The sequence below is a fragment of the Sphingobium sp. TCM1 genome (genome assembly GCF_001650725.1).
GTDB lineage: Bacteria > Pseudomonadota > Alphaproteobacteria > Sphingomonadales > Sphingomonadaceae > Sphingobium.
In genome coordinates this window covers 1-17,590 of record NZ_LXVX01000009.1, presented here as the reverse complement: position 1 = coordinate 17,590, position 17,590 = coordinate 1, and the positions used below count along the sequence as shown (strand labels likewise).

Genomic DNA, 17,590 nt, shown 5'->3' with positions numbered 1-17,590 from the left:
ATTGCCCCGCATCCAGACATATGGCTCTCCCCAGGTCGGCCCGGTCCAGACTACCGGCGCCCGCTTTCGTGCCGCTGATAATGGTGGCGGTGTTGCTGGCGCGATCGGACAAGGCTTACAGCAGATTGGCGGCGCGGTCGCGGATTATGCCGTGGCGCAGGATCGCATCAATGACGATCTTGCCCGCACGAACGCCGATGCGCTGTATCTGAACGCAGCGACAGCCGCGTCGCAGGCTCTCGCAACCTACAAGACGAAGGTGGGAAAAGAGGCGCTGGACGCGCGCCCCGCCACCGACAAGGCGTTGCAGGATGCCATCGGGCAATCCCTTGCTGGCGCCGATCCGCGAACAAAGCGCTATCTTGAGCCGCAGTTGCGCCGGCTCCAGGTCCAGACCGGCAATGACATCGCCGGGCACGCGGTTGGCGCGCTCCGCATGTTTGAACAGGAAACCGGGAAGGCGAAGTTCGCCAATCTGGTCGAGACGGCTGTTTCCTCCGATGATCCGGCGCAGCGTGCGGACTTCATCAGCCAGGCGCGCGCGCAAGCCCGGCAAAACGCGATCATGGCCGGGCTGGGCGGCGATGAAATCCTGACCAAAGTGGAGCGCGATGCGGAGAGTGCGGCTCATAGTGCAGTGCTGAACCGCTACATCGCCGACAAGGATTACGACATGGCGGACGCCTATTTCAAGGCGAACGCCGGCAGGATGACGGCCGCTGACGAAGCGGGTATTTCCGCTGATCTGGCCGCGCCGATGCAAAAGCGCTGGGCGGCGCAGACCGTCGATGCGCTGATGGCACTGCCTCCGATTCAGGGTGAACCGGGCAAAGGTGTTTCGGGAACGCCCGTCTCCAACGGCGGCGAGGTCATCAAGGGCCTGTTCCCGCAGGCGCGCGTGACATCGACCTATCGCGGGCCGGATCATCCGCTATCGAAGGCCAATCCCAAATCGTGGCACACGAAAAGCCATGCTGCCGTCGATGTGGCCCCGATCAAGGGCATGTCGTTCGAGCAATATGTCAAGGAAGTGCAGGATGCCGGCTATACGGTGCTGGAGGCTCTGAACGAAACCGGCAGCGGCAAGACGGCCCATGCGACTGGCGATCACTGGCATATCGTCCTAGGCAAGGGTGGTGGCGGGGCCATGCCTGCCCCGCGCCGCTGGGACATGGAGCAAGTCACGTCCCGCATTTTCGCGCAGGCACAAGCGCAGGGGTGGAGCATCGAACAGCGCGACGCTGTGCTGGCTGAGGCGAAGGAGCGCGTCTCGCTTGATGAAATGTTGCAGCGCCGCCGCGAGGATGATGCCGATCAGGCTGCATCCAAATGGGTGAACGAGCGCGGTGGCGGGTTCACTGACATTTCGCAGATGCCGCGTAGCATCCGCGACAGCCTCTCCCCCGACGCACTGCGCTCCTATATCGGTGTCGCGAAGTCGAACGCCAAGCCGGCAGAGGTCAAGGCGAACGGGTCGATTGCGACGACACTGGAGTTGCAGCGCATCCTTGATCCCGAAGGCTTCTCCAAGCAATCGCTCGGCAAATATGTCGGCCAGGTCACACCCGCCGAAATGCAGGGGCTTCTCAAGGAACAGGCTCGCATCGTTGCCGGCGATCCCGATGCGGATATTCGCGGCAAGGTGTCGTCCACCATTTCGACATTCGGCATTGAGGCCGGGCTGACCGGTAGCAAGGAGGACGACAAGCGCAAGCGGGTCAACGTCCAGAAAATCATGGAAGCCGAAATCAAGGCTCTCACCGGGGGCAAGCGCAAGCCTACGGAAGATGAGCTGTATCGCTCTTTCTTGTCCGCCACGAAGGAGGTCACGTTCAAGACGGTGGGCTTCTTCGGCGCTGGCGAAAAGACAAAGCCTCGCTTTGAATTGGGCATTGGCGACGTGCCGGAAGATCGGAAGTGGAAGATCGTCAAGGCATATCGCGATACCTATGGCCGCGAACCCACTGACGATCAGGTCGCGGAAATCTTCCGCAACGGCAAGGGGCGTTACTGGTAATGGCGACTGATCCGTTCAAATATCTGGATCAGATGCGCAGCCGGGACAATCAGCCCGAAACGGTCGATCCCTTCGCCGCCGATTTGCAGCGCCAGCGCGACGAGGAAATGGCGTTCCGCATCAAGGTTGCCAAGCCAGATGAGGCTGCGCGGGCGGGGGCCATCGCAAAGGCGCGGGGCCTTCCCGCCGCCGTGGTGGAAAGCAATCTACCCGCGTTCGAAATGGAGGCGCGGGCAGCGCGGGCGAAGGCTGCGGCGCAGGATTATCCCGCCATCGGGCGCTGGTCGGCGAAGGGCAATAATGCGGCCGTTGCCGCTGACGATTACGATAATCTGTCGTTGCTGGGCAAAGCCTTCTACGGGCTCAAAAATGTCGGCAAGACGGTGCAGGCCGGTGCCTATGAGGCGCTGGGCGGGATCTATGGTGCGATTGGCGGCCTGGCGGAAAACATGGACGCGCTCACGCCATCCTCGGAGGCAGAGCGAAGGGCTGGGATCAAGTCGCTGCCCCGGATCATCGCCGATTATGCGCTGTCGATCCAGAAAGCCGATCAAGACGCGGCGGCGAAGGCGCGCCCGAACGTTGATAACTGGCTGGCGCGCAATCTCCTACAAGGTGTCGAGAGCCTGCCTACATCGCTCGCTGCCGTTGGCGTTGGTGTCGTCGCTGGCCCCGGCGCGGGCGCGTCAGTCATGGGGGCGTCGGTCGGTGGTAACGAGTATGTCAACGCTCGCAACAAGGGGCTGTCGGCTCCGCGCTCGCTGATCTACGGCGCGTCGCAGGGTGCGGTCGAGTTCGTCACCGAGAAAATCCCGGTATCGCGTCTGGTTGGCGACTTGGCTGCGAAGTCCCCGCTAGGCAAGACGCTGATCCGCCAGCTCGCGGCTGAAATCCCCGGCGAGCAGGCGGCGACGTTCCTGCAAGACCTGAACGAGTGGGCGACGCTCAACCCTGACAAGTCCGTTGCCGACTTCATGAAGGAGCGTCCTGCGGCGGCAGCGGAAACACTGGTCGCCACGGTCGGCGGTGTCGGTGCGACGGTGGGGTTGACGACAGCGACAGAGCGGACGGCAAGGATCATTTCCGATGCGGCGGACAAGCGTCAGCAGGCGGCAATGGCGCGCGCGAACGGCACCTTCCTTGATGATGTGGCAGAGGCAGCAGCGAAGGCGAAAACGGGCACGCGCGATCCCGAGGCCCTGTCGGACCTGATCCAGCAGCTTGGCGACGACACCGGCACGGACAGGGTTTTCATCCCCGGCGATGCGGTCAACAGCTACATGCAGTCGGACGGCTATTCAGGCGAGTTCGACGGCTACCGCGACGCGATCGATGAGGCGCTGGCAACGGGCGGCGATGTCGTGCTGCCGGTGGGCGATCTGGCGCGCATCGCCAATACCCCCGCATGGGGCGCGCTCAAAGAGGATATGCGCCTGTCCGCTGGTGGCATGTCGATGCGGGAAGCGCAGACGTTCGATGATGCGATGGCGGACGTGATCGACCAGCTATCGGAACAGGCGGCGCAGGAAGCGGAGGCGGCGCGGGCGCAGGAACAGCCGCGCGACACGCTACGCCAGTCGATCGCCGACAAGCTGATGAATGCCGGCTTCACGCCCGCCACCGCCATGACGCAAGCCGAATTGCTGACGCAGCGGGAGGCGACGCGCGCTCAACGCATGGGGCGCGACCTGACGGGACAAGAGTTCGATCCCGTTGACGTGCGGCAAATTCTTCCCCCTGCCCTCGCCCAGGTCCAGGCGGCCGACAACACCGACATTCTGATCGAGACCATGAAGGGCGGAAAGGACGCCAAGACGGCGGCCGGCCCTTCGCTCATGGACTTCATCGCGCGCGGCGGCGGCATTGTCGATACTGGCGGCGACCTCAAGGCTATGGGCGCAGATGTCTGGCACAAGGGCAAGCCCGGCAAGCGCAAGCTGCTACGCGATGCGCGCGGCGACGGGCAATCCTCCATGCTGGCTGATGGTGGGCTAGGCGTGAACGAATATGGCGCTGATGCCTGGGCGCAGCGGGCGTGGGAGGCGGGATACTTCCCCGAGTTCTCGGAGCGTCCAAGCGCGAACGATTTGCTGGACGCGATTGCCGAGGGTGTGGCGGGGCGCGATCGGTTCCTGACTGCGCAGGAAAAGACGCTGCGTGATGCGGCGCAGGAATTGCGGGGCGTTCTGGAGAACCGGGGCATCGATCCCGACAAGGCGACACGTAAGGAAATCAAGGACGCGATTGCTGCCTATCAGGCTGAGGCGGAAGGCCGAGCGTTCGACCAATCCTATAACGATGGCCCGCGCGGTCGCATTGTGTTCCCGTCTGCCGGGTTCGGCCAAGGCCCGAGCGTCATCGAACTGTTCCAATCGCGCGATCAAAGTTCATTCCTGCATGAAACCGGGCACCTGTGGCTGGAGCAACTACGTTATGATGCGGCCGACCCCGACGCCTCCGACCAGATCAAGGCGGACTGGCAGGCGGTGCAGGACTGGTTCGCTGCCAACGGGCATTCCGTCGCCGATGGCGTGATCCCGGTTGACGCCCATGAAATGTGGGCGCGCGGGGTCGAGCGTTATCTGATGGAGGGCAAATCCCCTACCCCGGTTCTGCGGCGCGCGTTCGAAGCGTTCCGGTCGTGGCTGGTGTCGATCTATCGCAGCGTCGATCGGTTGAAGGCCCCTATCACCCCGGAAATCCGCGCTGTCATGGATCGCCTGATCGCGACGGACGAGGAAATCGAGCAAGCGCGTCAGGCGCAGAATATCGAGGCGCTGTTTACCGACAAGCCGGATGCCATGACGGATGACGAGTTCGCCGCCTATCAGGAAAGCACGTCCGGGGCGCGAGACGCTGCCCATGATGCTCTGCTCGCCAAGGCGATGAACGCGGTCAAACGCCGGGTGACGAAGGAATATAAGGATCGTCGCGCCACTGTCGAAGCAGAGGTGTCGGCGCGCATCGATGCTCGCCCGGAATTTCGCGCGCTCGCGGCGGCGAAACAGGCCCCGCTCGATGCGGAATGGATCAGGGAAGCGCTGGGCGAAGATGCTCCGGCCATGCTCCCGAAGAATGTTCCCCCGATCTACAAGGATGGCGGGGTCAATCCAGATGATGCGGCCGAATTGTCCGGCTTCACATCCGGCGAAGCGATGGTCCGCGCCCTCATGGGCGTGGAGACGGCTCGCCGGCAATTGAGGGAGGGAGGTGATCAGCGGTCGGTGCGCAAGGCACTGATAGACCAGGAAGTCGATGCGCTCATGCTGGAGCGCTACGGGGACCCCTTCAATGATGGCTCGATTGAGGAGGAAGCGCTTGCGATCATCCACAACGATCAACAGGGCGAAGTCATCGCCGCCGAAATGCGTGTTCTGGCGCGCTCGACAGGCCAGCGCCTTACGCCTTATCGCATTGCGAAGGATTGGGCGGCGCGGGCAGTAAGGCAGGGCCGGGTTGCCGATGTCGCATCCCGATCCGCGATCCAGCGCTACCAACGCGCAGCATCGAAGGCGAGCAAGGCTGCGATGGATGCGGTCATTGCCGGTGATAACGCAGAGGCATTTCGGCAGAAGCAGGCGCAGATGCTGAACAATGCGCTGATCTCCGAAGCCAAGCGCGCCGCCGACGACATCGAGGCGGCAGTGTCGCGCATGAGCAAGGTTGCGTCCAAGCGCACTATGGCGAGCGTCGATCAGGATTATCTGGAGCGGGCGCAAGGCTTGCTGGAACAGGTGGACCTCAAGCAGCGGTCGCAGCGCTTCATCGATCGGCAGGAGGGCTTCGAGGCGTGGGCGCGCGAACAGGAGGAAGCTGGCCGCGACATGATCGTCCCGCCATCCTTCGCGGCTTCTCTGGGCACCACGAACTGGAGCCGCCTCACGGTCGAGCAACTGGTCGGGCTGGACGCTGCCGTCACGCAGATTATGCATCTTGGCCGGCTCAAGCAGAAGCTATTGGACGCCAAGGAGGAGCGCGATTTCGAGGCGGTCGTGACGGAAGCGGTAGAGGCTGCTGGAGGATTGCCGCGCACCCCTTCAAATGTGGCGTTTCTGGAGCCTGGCTGGTGGGGAAGTCTCAAGGATCGCATCCTGAGCATGGACGCCGCGTTGCTCAAGATGGAGACGGTATTCGACTGGCTTGATCAGGGGCCGTCTGGCGTGTTCAACCGGGTCGTGTTTCAGCGCTTTGTCGATGCGCAGGAACAGCGTCGCCGCCGCGTCAACGACATGAACCGCCAACTGGAGGATGCGCGCCAGAAAATCCCCGCCGCAACGCGCCGTCGCTGGACGCAAAAGGTGACGCTCAATTTCATTGACCCGCAAACCGGGCGCCCTGCCGTCATGACGCGGGACCAGCTTGTCGCGATGGCGCTCAACATGGGCAACGAGGGCAACGCGAAAAAGCTAGCGGGCGGCTATGGCTGGAATGAACAGGGCATTCTTGACATGCTCAATCGTGAGTTGACGGTCGAGGAATGGCGCTTCGTTCAAGAGGCTTGGGACATCATCGATACGCTCTGGCCGGACATCGCTGCGCTGGAGCGCCGGGTGAACGGTGTGGAGCCGGAAAAGGTCGAGGCGCGTCCGATCGAGACTGCGGCCGGCACCCTGCGCGGCGGCTATTATCCTGTCGTCTATGATCCGACCCGCTCGCTTGACACTGAGCGCCAGAATGCGGTCAGCGGCGACAAGTTGTTCGAAAGCGCCTATCGCCGCGCCAACACGCGCGCCGGGGCCACCAACGAGCGCACCAAGGTCGAGCGGCCCGTGCTGCTGTCGCTGTCCGTCCTGTCGCGGCATGTGGGCGAGGTTGTTCACGACATCACGCATCGCGAGGCTGTGATAGACGCGCACCGCTTCCTCAACGACAAGCGGGTTATTACAGCCGTTCGCGAGGCGCTGGGCGAACATATCCAGAAGCAGTTTAACCCGTGGCTCCAGCATATTGCCAACGAATATGCCTATGACGCGCAGGGGCTTGGCGCGCTCGAAAAGATGGTCAAGGGGCTGCGAACGAACGCAACCTTCGTCGGCATGGGCTTCCGCTTCTCCACCACGGTCATGCAGCTTGCAGGCCTCATCAACTCCGGCGAGCGGATCGGTGCGCGCTGGGTGGCCGATGGTGTCTATCGGTTTGCCAAGAACCCGGTCGGCGCAATTCGCTTCGTTTTGGAGAATAGCCAGGAAGTGGCGGCGCGAACGGAAACGTTTGATCGCGACATTCGGGATGCGGTGCGGCGGGAGCAATCGAGGTTCGGGTTCGTGTCGGACGTGAAGCGCTTTGCCTTCTACACAATCGGCATGATGGATCGTTTCGTTTCCACCGCCTCGTGGATCGGGGCCTATAACCGTGGCCTCACGGAAGGCATGGACGAACGCCAGGCCATTGCCTTCGCTGACAAGGCGGTTCGGCAATCGCAGGGCGCTGGCGCGGCGAAGGACTTGGCGGCGATCCAGCGCGGCAAGGGCTCAGCCGGCGAAGCACTCAAGCTGATGACGATGTTCTACAGCTACATGTCCGCCTTCTATCAGCGCCAGCGGACGCTCAACCGCGACTATGCGCAGGTGATCCGCACGCGGTCGGTCGGTGATTTTCCGGCGCTGCTCGCTCGCACGATGATGCTCTATTTCTTCCCTGCCCTCGCCTCGGAATTGCTGGCGGGGCGCGCGCCGGATGATGACGAGGATTGGACGGCCTGGGCATTCGAAAAGATCGCTATGTCTGCGCTCGGGCCTCTCCCGGTCGTTCGGGACATCGCGGGCGGTATCGCATCGCCGTTCGGATATAATTTCACGCCGGCCAGCGGCTTGGGGCGAACTGCGGTCGCGACTGCACGCGACCTCAAGCGACTGCTGGAAGGGGAGGAAACCAAGCGCGCCACCCGCAACATTCTGGAGATGGCGGGCTATCTCGGCGCACCAATTCCCGGCCAGGTGTCAGCGGCAACGCAATTCCTCGTGGACGTAGGCGCCGGCGATCAGGAGCCTGAGACATTCGGCGAATGGTGGGAAGGTCTGACGACGGGGAGGATTAAGGAGGACTAGCGATAAGCTGCCGCCTGCCATGCCTCATAGGCGCTATCGGCCGCCGACGCAGCATCATCGGCGATGCCATCGAGCCGATACAGGATGATGCACTGAAGGACGATGATCGCAACAGCCCACCAGTTCACGCGCGCACCGATCTTCTTCATGGCGCGACGCAATCATAGCTGGCCTTGTAGTTCTCGAAACGATTGAGGCGCGCTGCCTTGCCATATTGCTTGCAATGCGCGTCCGCCAGTTTGAGCCCGTCCATTTCGTTCCAGATATTGGACACGATCACCGACACTTCGTTGCCGGTCACCTTCTGGCCGTTGATGCCGCCATAAAGGTTGTTCGGGCCGGTGGCGCAGGCCCCCAGCAGCGTCAGCGCGACCAGAGCCGCCCGTCGATTCAAGCCCCTCATCATGCCCTCTAATTACTTGCCATCGTCCCCGGAGGCAAGAGAATGGCTGTTTCTACGACCGACACCTATTCTGGCCCTTATGAGGCCAATGGCTCGACGGTCGAATTTCCGTTCACATTCAAGGCAGCGTCTGCATCCGAGCTCCGGGTTTTCGTCCTAGCAGATGGCGCCGAAACCGATGTGTTCCCGAGCCAGTATACGGTCACGCTGACGCCATCGGGCGGGACGGTTCTGTTCGGTTCGGCTCCTAGCGGCGGCGATCTCTACATTGAGAGCGCTCCGACCTTTGAGCAGCCGATCACATTTTCAAGCGGGCAGGCGTATCGACCTGAAACGGTCAACGAGGCGAACGATCGCGCTGCGATCCGTGACCTTGCCCTCAAGAGCCGGCTAGACCGCGCGCCTGTCGTTCCAGTCGGCGGCGGGGACGCCTTGGGTCGATATCCCATCGTCAACGCAGACGGCACTTGGGGCTTTTCCGTTGGTTCGGGCGGCGGCGGTGCCGGAACGCATGCTTGGGCCAGTATCAAGGCAACGGAAGAAGGGCAGACGCAGTTCGATTTTTCGGCCGCGCCGGAGGCCATGCTGGAAGGGCTAGTAGACCCGCGCGTTTCGATCAACGGGGCCAACATCGGCAATGACGATGGAGAGGTCGCCTACATCTGGAATAATCCTGTCCTGACGATCACCGATGACAACATTCATGTCGATGATGTCGTGACGATAATTACTGGCGTATCCTTCGACCAGGGCATCGTTGACCGACGCAACATATTAGGGCTTTCCGACCCATCGGCTGCGGATACAGTCGGTTCGAAATACCCGCTGTCCATGGCAGCGGCGCGAGCGGTTGGTGACCGGCTTTCCGATCGCATGCCGTCGATCTGGGATTTCTATCGCCCCGAGCTTGGCGACACGCTCGATGACTGGTCGCCGCAGATGAACCGCGCCGCTCAGACGGATCACGACATCTACTTCCCGACTGCCCGACGACCGCAGGGCTATGATCTGCTTTCGCCGGTCACACAGAATGCGGGCGGCCAGATGTATTATGGCGATCCGACCGGAACAGGGCCGGGTAATGGCACTGAGTTCAACATTCCTGCTACGTTCCCGCTGGGCGGTAATGGCGTCATCATCGTGCCACCGAACACAGCGGAGCGAGGATGCGGGCTGGCCGACATTAGCTTTCGCTTCTTTCAGCCCGATACTTATAACCGCGCCAATCTGATCCAGTATCCGCCCGCGCTCTATGCCCGCAATGTCGCGCGGATGCAGCTGAAGGGCCGGGTGACAGTCTATCTGGGCTGGGAGGGTTTCGACCTTCAAGGGAACAATGGCGGTCTGGACATCGACACGTTGCGCATGGGCTGTTTCAGCAGAGGCCTCATCATGGATGGGGCGTTTGACAAGACCAACGTCAACACAATCGAGCTGTGGCCTTATGGTTGCGGTGCCGTGACAGAGAGCCAGGCGCTCTATTCAATCTACAGCGACGGTGTAGCGATTGGGCTGGAACTTGGCCGCGTTGATGGCTTTTCGGCCAAGACCATCAAGACATTCCGCCAGCGCATCATCACCCGTAACGCGACGTTCGATCAACCCGGCACGGATGGTTTCGGCACAATTGGTGAACTGCATCTGGACGGCACCTATGGGCGGCTCGAAATGGGCGGCGGCAAGCTGGCTGTCGGTAGCTGGTACGCGACGACCGGCGCGGGTGATGACTTTTTCGTCAAGCAGACGGGCGGCACGCTGGCGCTGGGCGCCTGCGCCTTTGCTCTCGGGCCTGGCACGGACACCGGCCAGGCGCTATTTCAGGTCGAGGATGGCAATTTCAGCTATGTCGGCGGCGGCATTTTCGAGGCTGTTGCGCGTCAGGGTGAACTGTTCAAGCAGACGGGGGGCGATGCTCTCTGGTTTGGCGGCAATATTCGGTCAGGCCTCAACCAGGTCCGCACCAAAGCCTTCTTCGAAGTCCATGGCGGCCGCTGCACGCTTAAAAATCCGCGCTTCATCGATCCCGGCACCGGTTCTGGACTGTGCGTCAAAGTCACGAACGACGAATGGCACGACATTGAAATTAACGCGACGTTGACGCGCGGTTTCGAAATTCCTGCGGCGGGCGGATCGGGCACCTACAAATTCGGTTCGACCGTGCAAGCGCCTGTTCTGTGAGGAGGATGAGATGAGCCGCGCCCGCGATCTTTCCCGCGTCACTGTCGATGGTGCAGACATCATCCCGTTTGACGACAGCACCGATTTTGCGGAGGGCACGATCGGCAAGGCGCTCAAGGATATTGTGGGTGTCAATGCCTTCGATGGGATGACCCCGAACGCGAGCAGCACGGAGGCGAAGGCCGCCAATCTTGCGGCCCTCCAGGCAAATGTCACCAAGGCGCACACGCGCGGCGTTCCCCTGATTGTCCCTCGCAGGACGCCTGGGGAATATCGGGTCAATGGCAGCGCTACGGTGCCTGACGGTGGGATCGACATTGTGAGCGACAACGGCGTCATCTTCTCAACCGCCGACGCACCGCTGTTCATCTTCACCGGCGCTTGCGAGCAGCACGACATCGGGGGCTTTCGGGCGGTCTTCGAGCTAAGCGCGCCACCGGCTGCCGCTTGCGCGATCAAGTTCGGGGGAGCGGACAACACGAAGTTCTCGCAGTTCAACAAGATCCACAACATTTCCAGCTATGGGGCCATAGCGACCATCATTGACGATAGCGCGCCGCGCACGACCAGCTTTGGCCTGGAAAGCAATGTCGCGTGGAACTGCTTCGACAATATCTCGAATTTCCCCTTCACTAATGTTGCTCGCAATGTGTTCTGGTTCAAGCGCGGTTCCGGCACAGGAAACACCTTCACCAACACCAAGGGGCGGCTAACCTCGACGGCTACCGATGCCGGCGCCTCTGCTTACTGGCGCTACGAAGGCGGGGGGCATGTCGTCGGTGATATCGTCATCGAGAGCGCGCATCTCCTTTCGATTGACGCGGCTGACTGCGCTGCTTTCGAGGTAATGGCAGGGGCAGCGTATCGCAGCAACATCACCCTGGCAGGCCAGACAGACGCGGGGGTCGCCCGCGTGTTCCGCCTCAACGGCCAGTCCTTCGTGGACCTTCACCATGATGACGGGCTGATCGGCGGTGCGGCTGTCCTTGGGATCGACGCCCCGCTCAAGACAATGCGGCTTTATGATCGCGGCATCGGCGAATGGGCGATCAGCGGTGACTGGGCGACCGATGCAACGACATCGACCAGCATTGATGTCGCGCGGGTCAATCTGCTCGGGGGCTTCAAGGGCGGCCTGATGCTGACGGTCAACGTCAACGGTCTTGTCGGCGGGGTGGCGAATGGCGTTGCGGAAATCAAGATCGCGATCCGTTGCGACGGCGCAGCGGCCATTGCGGCGGTCAAGGATACGATTGCTGAGCCGACAGGCATCTTCGGCGCTTCGGTGGCGATTAGCGGCCTCACGGCAACGATCAGCCTGACGATGGCACCAACCGGCACCGGCAGCAACGGCCACGTCAACATCACCGGCAGCGGCGACAACTTCTCGCTGGAGCGTCTGCTGTGACCGTTGGCGATCACGTCACCCTCATCCCCGGCATCGAGGGCTATCCCCCGACCAGCAGCGGCGGGTGCTATGTCGTCTCTGCGGTGGATGATGCGGGCCGCTTCTGTGTGGACGGGATGAGCCGGTGGCTGGAGCCGGAGATGGTGGCGCAGGTGGTGAGCGAAGATGCCTGAAGAACTCGCAGAACTTCGCATGGAGATCGCGAAAGCGCACGAGCTGATCCGCGTCGTCAAGCACGACCTGAACAACGACCGCCAAGCCGCGCTCAACTTCGAACGCCATCTGGAGCGCATGGAAAAGAAACAGGACAAGTTCGATGACCGGCTGGAGAAGCTGGAGGACAAGCTGGGCGCTCGCATTGACGCAAACCATTCGATCCTGAACGACAAGATGGACGCGCTCAAGGACAGCCTGACCGCGGTAAATCTCAAGCAGGAAAAGAGCGTCGGCTTTTACGGGGGCGTCGCGGCGGTCTTTACGATCGCGGTCACCGTCATCCTGTTCCTCGTGAAGCTGCTATTTGAGGGGCGTCATCCATGACCATCGACCAACTCATAGACGAAGTGATCCGCCGCGAGGGCGGATATTCCAACCATCCGGCGGACCGCGGCGGTCCGACGAATTGGGGCATTACGGAGCAGGTCGCGCGAGCCCATGGCTTTTTCGCTGACATGCGCGCCCTGCCCCGCTCGGCTGCGGCGAACATCTACAAGACGCGTTACTGGACCGGGCCGAAGTTCGACCAGGTCGCGGCTCTATGCCCGGCGATCGCGGATGAGATGTTCGACACGGGCGTCAACATGGGCGTGGGGCGGGCCGGAAAGTTCCTCCAGCGCGCGCTCAACGCCCTGAACCGGCAGGCGAGCGATTATCCCGACATCAGCACTGACGGCCTTGTTGGGCCGATGACGCTTCACGCGCTGCGCGGCTTCATGGCTAAGCGTGGCGCGGCGGGCGGTGAAGTGCTGCGCAAGGCACTCGATGCGCTGCAAGGGGAATTTTATCTAAGCCTTGCCGAGAGCAGTCCAAACCAGGAGGCGTTCGTCTATGGCTGGCTCGCCAATCGGGTCGGTCAATGAGCGCGGTTGAACGCATCTCCGACCGCGCCGTCTTACTCGCCATCTCGGCGGGCTTGATCGTCATCCTGCTCGTGATCGTCGTCGGCATCTACCTTACCCCACGCGCGCTGCCGAATTGGGCGGAAAATGTGCTGGTTTCGATCGGCACCGCCGGCGCGCTGAAGCTGGGCGACTGCCTGTCCACCCTTGTCGCGCTTTCTTCGGGGCGATCGGTGGAGAAGCTGGGCACTCAACTGGCGTCCAGCGCGCCGCCTGGACCGGTGCAGGCGGAGATCGTCAACGCACCTGCCAACCCCGTCCCCGTGGAGTCGCAGCCATGAAACACCTGCTCATCGCCGTTCCCATCTCAACCGCCCTGTGGTTCGCAATGCTAGCGGCCGCGGTATATTGGATGGCGCCGTGATCCGGGCGCTCCCCCTCCTCTTGCTGCTCACCGGCTGCGCCACCGTCCAGGGCTATGCGACCTGCGACAATGCGCGCGCGGCGCTGCTGCTCGCCCAGCGCGCGGCCGATCGCCTTTGCCCGATCCCCTAGAGGCTCTCTCTAATCCGGCAGATGCTCCGCCAGCCTGTTCGCCCAACCGATCGCGCCAGCCTCGCGCAGTTGAACGACCAGCTCCCATATCTCCATCGGGTGCATGGGCTGGCCGGCCTCGATCTGCTTCATGATCTCGGTAAACTCGCGGGCGAGAGGATCGGATTCGGGGAGAGGGCGAAACATACTCAATGTTCCCGTAATGTTCCGGTTTCGGTCAAGCGATTTGACTCTCCGGTCGTCGCGCTACAGGCTGGGTATATGTGCAATCGGGCAGAGCGCGGCGATACGCAGAAGGTGCTGAACCTGTTCAAGGCGCGGCCCGGCGTCCGGTTCAACGAGGGACCGCTGGAGACGCATCCGGCCCAGCCCGGCACGGTGATCCGTCTGGAGGATGGCGAGCGCGTGCTGGAGCAAATGACCTGGGGCTTCCCACTGGCGCAGACCAGCAAGAAGACCGGCAAGCCGCTGAAGCCGAAGCCGGTGAACAATGCGCGGTTCGACAAGCTTGGCAGCTATTGGAAGCGCTGGGCGATCGATCCGCGCAATCGCTGCTTGATCCCCACGGCGCGCTATGCCGAAGCTGTGGGTGAGCCGGGCCACATGACAGAGACGTGGCTATCGGTGAAGGACCAGCCCATCTTCGCATTGGCAGGGCTTTGGACGATCAGCGATGAATGGGGCGCTGTCTATACCGGCGTCATGACGGACAATGCGCCTGAGCTGATCGACATTCACGACCGCTCGCCGGTGATCCTTGATCCGGAAGATTGGGACACCTGGTTGCACGCGCCGCTGGAGGAGCTGTCTCAGTTTGACCGGCCCTATCCCGCTGACCGTATGATCGTGGAGCATACCGATCGACCTTGGTTCAGGAAGAAGGGCGAGGCGTCTACTGGGCCGGTGCTGTTTTAGAAGTCGAGGTTGCGCAGTTCCATCATGCCCAGCGCCAATTCTTCGCGGCGGGTCGGATGCTCAGGGTCCGGCGCATCGAGCCACACCTTTGCCAGATCGTCGTCGCTTAGCGCGGACAGTTCGGCTTCTATCTCGTCGTCGGTCATGGGTCGAGGCTGTGCTTGGTTGGCGATTCGGTCAAGGGGTGAGCGGCGCCCCTATGGAAGCCAGATACTCCGCCCCAAGCGAAGCCCAATCGAACGTATCCTGAAACGCGCCACAGACGTGATCCCGGCGCGTGTATGGCTGGCCCGGTGGCGGGATGTGGCTGGACCACGATATGTCAAGGCTTCTCAGCACCTGCTCACCGGATACAGGCGGGGCAGAAAGGCATTCGCCTATGTCACCCGCTTCGCTGCACCAATGGTCACAACCGGCGCAGCACCTCCCATTCTTCCAAAAGAATTCGTCGCAGCGCTTTTGATACCAGCGCTCGAATGCAGTGCGGTTGCGCTCCTCCATTGCCTCGATAGAAGCCAGCCTGCGCCGCTCAACCTCGTCGGGTGGAAGGTTGCCGAACATCACCCCTCCCCCTTCTCGCTCGGGTGGAGAGAGGCGCGGGCATCGACCCACCCCGCGCACAGATGCACAGGCATACCCAGATCATTGCGGACCATGTGGCACCAGAACGGATGGCCGGCACGGTCGCAATCGTCACGGTTCGCGGCTGTGGTGGGATTGTTTGCCGCATCCGTCCCCATCCGATAGGCGCACCCGCTGCACTTATGGGCGAGCGGAGGATTGGTTTTCGCCAGCTCCTCCAATTCGCTGTCGGATATGGGCGGCAGGAATATCGCCTCCATTTCCGCCAGCGCCAGCAGGTCAGTGGTCATGGGGTTGGGGTGGTTCATGCTGCGATCCTTTCGAACTTCGGCCACTTGCCATTGAACCCACGCGGCGGCCCGACATCGTTCGGATCAATGCCTTCCTCGCGCATCTGGTCGAGCGCGTCTTGAAGCTTCATGTCGTGACGATGCCAGTGATCCGCCCATGCCTCCGGTCCCCATTGGCCCCAGACGCCTTCGCGGCCCTTGTATTGCTTCGTCATCTCGATCTCGAAGCCTAGCGATTGCCGCCATTGCAGGACATAACCAGGCCACCAGCGGACCAGCTTTCCGCCGCACCCATACGCTTTGGCGGGCCGGTCGATATAGTCGCAGATGATCGCCTCAATCTCGTCGGTATCGAGCGTTGGGACACCAAATGAGCGAAAGCCGGTTTCCGACCAGAAGGGTGAGCCAGCCGGTCCTATGGCATGGGTGCAGAAACCGCCCGACCATGACGCGACGCACTCGACACCGCGCACAGTCAATTCGAACGGTTCAGGATCATCCTCGGTGTAAACCGTGATAATGCCGCCGTGCTGGGCGGCGCGAGTCTGAACCGTGTGGCTGACGCGCAGGACTGAGGACACCGGAGGCGCTGGCGGCGGGGCGAACAGGTCGAGCTGGATCATGCTGATCGCGCCTCCGCAACCAAATCGCGCAGGTCATCCCACCCGTCACGATCAGCCGCGCGCTGATCTGGGTGCTCGCCGTTGAGATATTGCGCATCGTCGCCGGGGGCATCAGCACGATCCACCCATGAGACAAAGCGGGCCAGCAAAGCCTCCGCCTTCAACGCCCGATCTCTCCACACCAGCGCCTTATCAGCACACTCGCTGGCCGCTTCGGCGATCTGGCGAGCATCGGACCTAGATACGGTTCCCTTACCCATGTGCCGCGCCTCCTTCGATCCACCGCTTAAGGCGGAGATATGTTTCTACATCTGGTGGATGGCCGCGAGTGACACGGCTGTAGGTCGCAGATGAAATGCCGATCGACCTGGCTACTTCCCTACCGGATACGTTCCGGCTCTTGCGGTGATATTCGACCATGCGAGCGAACTCGGAAGCGTTGAACATCCTACCCATGTGCAGCGCCTCCGTTCAGGCGGGCACGATCACCCACAACGCGAATCGATCGACCGTAACCGAGGCCGAACGCCTTGCACTGGTCAATGCTGTTCAGCCGGCGCGCCATCGCACGCTCAAGCCGCAATTGGCACATAGCCCTGCGAGCCGCCTTCATGCCGCTGGCCCTCCAGTCTGTCGGCGTAGCAAGCCCGACCCTTCCACTTCCGTGGCGGCCCGCTGACCATGCACCATTGATCGTCCTGCCAATCGTAACGATGCCCGTTCTGCGCGAGAGAAGTACTGTCCGCGCTGATGAAGGGATACTGGAACGCCACAGCTGTCCCACGAAGCATGTGGAGAGGGTGCCACACATTGCCCATCAACTTGGCCACCTCGTCCATCTTCCAGCGGTAGGCGTCGCACCCGACCGGCTCCTTCTTTGGATCCCCGATCCATCCAATGCAGACGCGACCATATCTCTCGCAAAGCCGTGCCAGCCTTTCGATAGATCCATCCATGTGCCAGACCGGCGCGCCCCGGCACGGGCCAAACGGCCAATCGTTCAGAAGCCCATCGTTGAGCTGGGAAGGAGCGCCAGGACTGTCCGGCATGATCGCCCAGCGCCCCGGCTGATAGATGATAGGCTCTAGCCACTGATAGTAGCAGAGCCACCAGGCGAGGCGATCGAACTCGTCCCACTCCCTTCCCGCCTTCAGCGCCCTCATCCAGAAGCTGAACGCCCCGTGGTCGAAACATGACCTGCGGGCAGATTGCCAGCAGAGCCTCCAAATCGTCAGGGCGAAAGAATGAGACGCAAGCGCCGCGACCGGGCATGACGGATTGGAGCGAGGCACGCGGCGTCATGGGCGTGCCATGGTAGATCAAGGCGCTCATGCCGCGCCCCGATTCGCGCCCGACGCGCCAAATCGAAAATAGCTGTACCGGGATTGTACGAACAAGCCGCGCGAATCTACGTTCGTTCGTGCATTGTTCTGCTTCGGAAATTCGGAGGCTCCGATAGGGACACCATTAACCCTTGGAATATCAAGGGAAAATGGTGGGCGCGACAGGGATTG

The 17,590-nt window shown here is 62.0% G+C and carries 20 protein-coding genes; 10 read left to right on the top strand and 10 right to left on the bottom strand.

The genetic code is table 11. From position 1 onward, the window contains the following. Position 1: 1 nt before the first annotated feature. Both A7Q26_RS07195 and A7Q26_RS07190 read left to right on the top strand, forming a co-directional pair. Entirely contained in the window at positions 2–2,017 is a 2,016-nt protein-coding gene (locus A7Q26_RS07195) for a hypothetical protein (protein ID WP_066858723.1), read from the top strand. Further along, a complete protein-coding gene (locus A7Q26_RS07190) occupies positions 2,017–8,064 on the top strand; it encodes an acetyltransferase (protein ID WP_066858720.1) in 6,048 nt (2,015 codons plus the stop codon). The genes A7Q26_RS07195 and A7Q26_RS07190 overlap by 1 nt, the downstream gene beginning before the upstream one ends. Here A7Q26_RS07190 and A7Q26_RS25090 read toward each other — a convergent pair. Beyond that, positions 8,061–8,213, bottom strand: coding sequence for a hypothetical protein (locus A7Q26_RS25090; RefSeq protein ID WP_157102485.1), 153 nt, complete (start codon positions 8,211–8,213; stop codon positions 8,061–8,063). The genes A7Q26_RS07190 and A7Q26_RS25090 overlap by 4 nt on opposite strands. Beyond that, positions 8,210–8,458 (bottom strand): hypothetical protein, encoded by a 249-nt coding sequence (locus A7Q26_RS07185; protein ID WP_198162868.1) that lies wholly within the window; start codon positions 8,456–8,458, stop codon positions 8,210–8,212. The genes A7Q26_RS25090 and A7Q26_RS07185 overlap by 4 nt, the downstream gene beginning before the upstream one ends. A gap of 51 nt (positions 8,459–8,509) precedes the next feature. On the opposite strand from A7Q26_RS07185, the gene A7Q26_RS07180 reads away from it, so the two are divergent. The 7 genes from A7Q26_RS07180 (at position 8,510) to A7Q26_RS26130 (ending at position 13,666) form a co-directional block, all read left to right on the top strand. Beyond that, positions 8,510–10,645 carry a hypothetical protein gene (locus A7Q26_RS07180; RefSeq protein ID WP_066858716.1) on the top strand — a complete coding sequence of 712 codons (2,136 nt, stop codon included), beginning with the start codon at positions 8,510–8,512 and terminating at the stop codon, positions 10,643–10,645. 10 nt (positions 10,646–10,655) lie between these two features. Then, positions 10,656–12,053, top strand: coding sequence for a hypothetical protein (locus A7Q26_RS07175; protein WP_066858714.1), 1,398 nt, complete (start codon positions 10,656–10,658; stop codon positions 12,051–12,053). Continuing rightward, a complete protein-coding gene (locus A7Q26_RS25085; RefSeq protein ID WP_157102483.1) occupies positions 12,050–12,226 on the top strand; it encodes a hypothetical protein in 177 nt (58 codons plus the stop codon). Before A7Q26_RS07175 ends, A7Q26_RS25085 begins: the two co-directional genes overlap by 4 nt. Then, positions 12,219–12,593 (top strand): hypothetical protein, encoded by a 375-nt coding sequence (locus A7Q26_RS07170; protein WP_066858712.1) that lies wholly within the window; start codon positions 12,219–12,221, stop codon positions 12,591–12,593. Before A7Q26_RS25085 ends, A7Q26_RS07170 begins: the two co-directional genes overlap by 8 nt. Then, on the top strand, positions 12,590–13,132 hold the full coding sequence (locus tag A7Q26_RS07165; RefSeq protein ID WP_066858710.1) for a glycoside hydrolase family 108 protein: 543 nt from the start codon (positions 12,590–12,592) through the stop codon (positions 13,130–13,132). Before A7Q26_RS07170 ends, A7Q26_RS07165 begins: the two co-directional genes overlap by 4 nt. Then, positions 13,129–13,452 carry a hypothetical protein gene (locus tag A7Q26_RS07160; protein WP_066858709.1) on the top strand — a complete coding sequence of 108 codons (324 nt, stop codon included), beginning with the start codon at positions 13,129–13,131 and terminating at the stop codon, positions 13,450–13,452. The genes A7Q26_RS07165 and A7Q26_RS07160 overlap by 4 nt, the downstream gene beginning before the upstream one ends. Before the next feature lie 79 nt (positions 13,453–13,531). Next, positions 13,532–13,666 (top strand): hypothetical protein, encoded by a 135-nt coding sequence (locus A7Q26_RS26130; protein WP_269747230.1) that lies wholly within the window; start codon positions 13,532–13,534, stop codon positions 13,664–13,666. 9 nt (positions 13,667–13,675) lie between these two features. Here A7Q26_RS26130 and A7Q26_RS25080 read toward each other — a convergent pair whose 3' ends face one another. Continuing rightward, on the bottom strand, positions 13,676–13,852 hold the full coding sequence (locus A7Q26_RS25080; protein WP_157102482.1) for a hypothetical protein: 177 nt from the start codon (positions 13,850–13,852) through the stop codon (positions 13,676–13,678). Positions 13,853–13,927: 75 nt separating this feature from the next. Here A7Q26_RS25080 and A7Q26_RS07155 point away from each other — a divergent pair, with 75 nt between their 5' ends. After that, positions 13,928–14,581, top strand: coding sequence for an SOS response-associated peptidase (locus A7Q26_RS07155; protein WP_066858707.1), 654 nt, complete (start codon positions 13,928–13,930; stop codon positions 14,579–14,581). Here the strand turns inward: A7Q26_RS07155 and A7Q26_RS25075 are convergent. The 7 genes from A7Q26_RS25075 to A7Q26_RS07130 form a co-directional block, all read right to left on the bottom strand. Continuing rightward, entirely contained in the window at positions 14,578–14,727 is a 150-nt protein-coding gene (locus A7Q26_RS25075) for a hypothetical protein (RefSeq protein ID WP_157102481.1), read from the bottom strand. The two genes, A7Q26_RS07155 and A7Q26_RS25075, sit on opposite strands and share 4 nt — an antisense overlap. A 31-nt stretch (positions 14,728–14,758) precedes the next feature. Next, positions 14,759–15,142, bottom strand: coding sequence for a hypothetical protein (locus A7Q26_RS07150; RefSeq protein WP_084439022.1), 384 nt, complete (start codon positions 15,140–15,142; stop codon positions 14,759–14,761). Then, positions 15,142–15,471 (bottom strand): hypothetical protein, encoded by a 330-nt coding sequence (locus A7Q26_RS07145; RefSeq protein ID WP_066858704.1) that lies wholly within the window; start codon positions 15,469–15,471, stop codon positions 15,142–15,144. The genes A7Q26_RS07150 and A7Q26_RS07145 overlap by 1 nt, the downstream gene beginning before the upstream one ends. Then, entirely contained in the window at positions 15,468–16,076 is a 609-nt protein-coding gene (locus tag A7Q26_RS07140) for a hypothetical protein (RefSeq protein WP_066858702.1), read from the bottom strand. The genes A7Q26_RS07145 and A7Q26_RS07140 overlap by 4 nt, the downstream gene beginning before the upstream one ends. Further along, positions 16,073–16,336 (bottom strand): hypothetical protein, encoded by a 264-nt coding sequence (locus A7Q26_RS07135; protein ID WP_066858700.1) that lies wholly within the window; start codon positions 16,334–16,336, stop codon positions 16,073–16,075. The genes A7Q26_RS07140 and A7Q26_RS07135 overlap by 4 nt, the downstream gene beginning before the upstream one ends. Continuing rightward, complete coding sequence (locus tag A7Q26_RS26300) at positions 16,329–16,496, bottom strand: helix-turn-helix domain-containing protein (RefSeq protein ID WP_443018152.1); 168 nt, start codon at positions 16,494–16,496, stop codon at positions 16,329–16,331. The genes A7Q26_RS07135 and A7Q26_RS26300 overlap by 8 nt, the downstream gene beginning before the upstream one ends. Positions 16,497–16,648: 152 nt before the next feature. Next, the gene (locus A7Q26_RS07130; protein WP_066858698.1) at positions 16,649–17,239 is read right to left on the bottom strand and encodes a hypothetical protein; all 591 of its coding nucleotides are present in this window, start codon (positions 17,237–17,239) and stop codon (positions 16,649–16,651) included. Between the last annotated feature and the right edge of the window lie 351 nt (positions 17,240–17,590).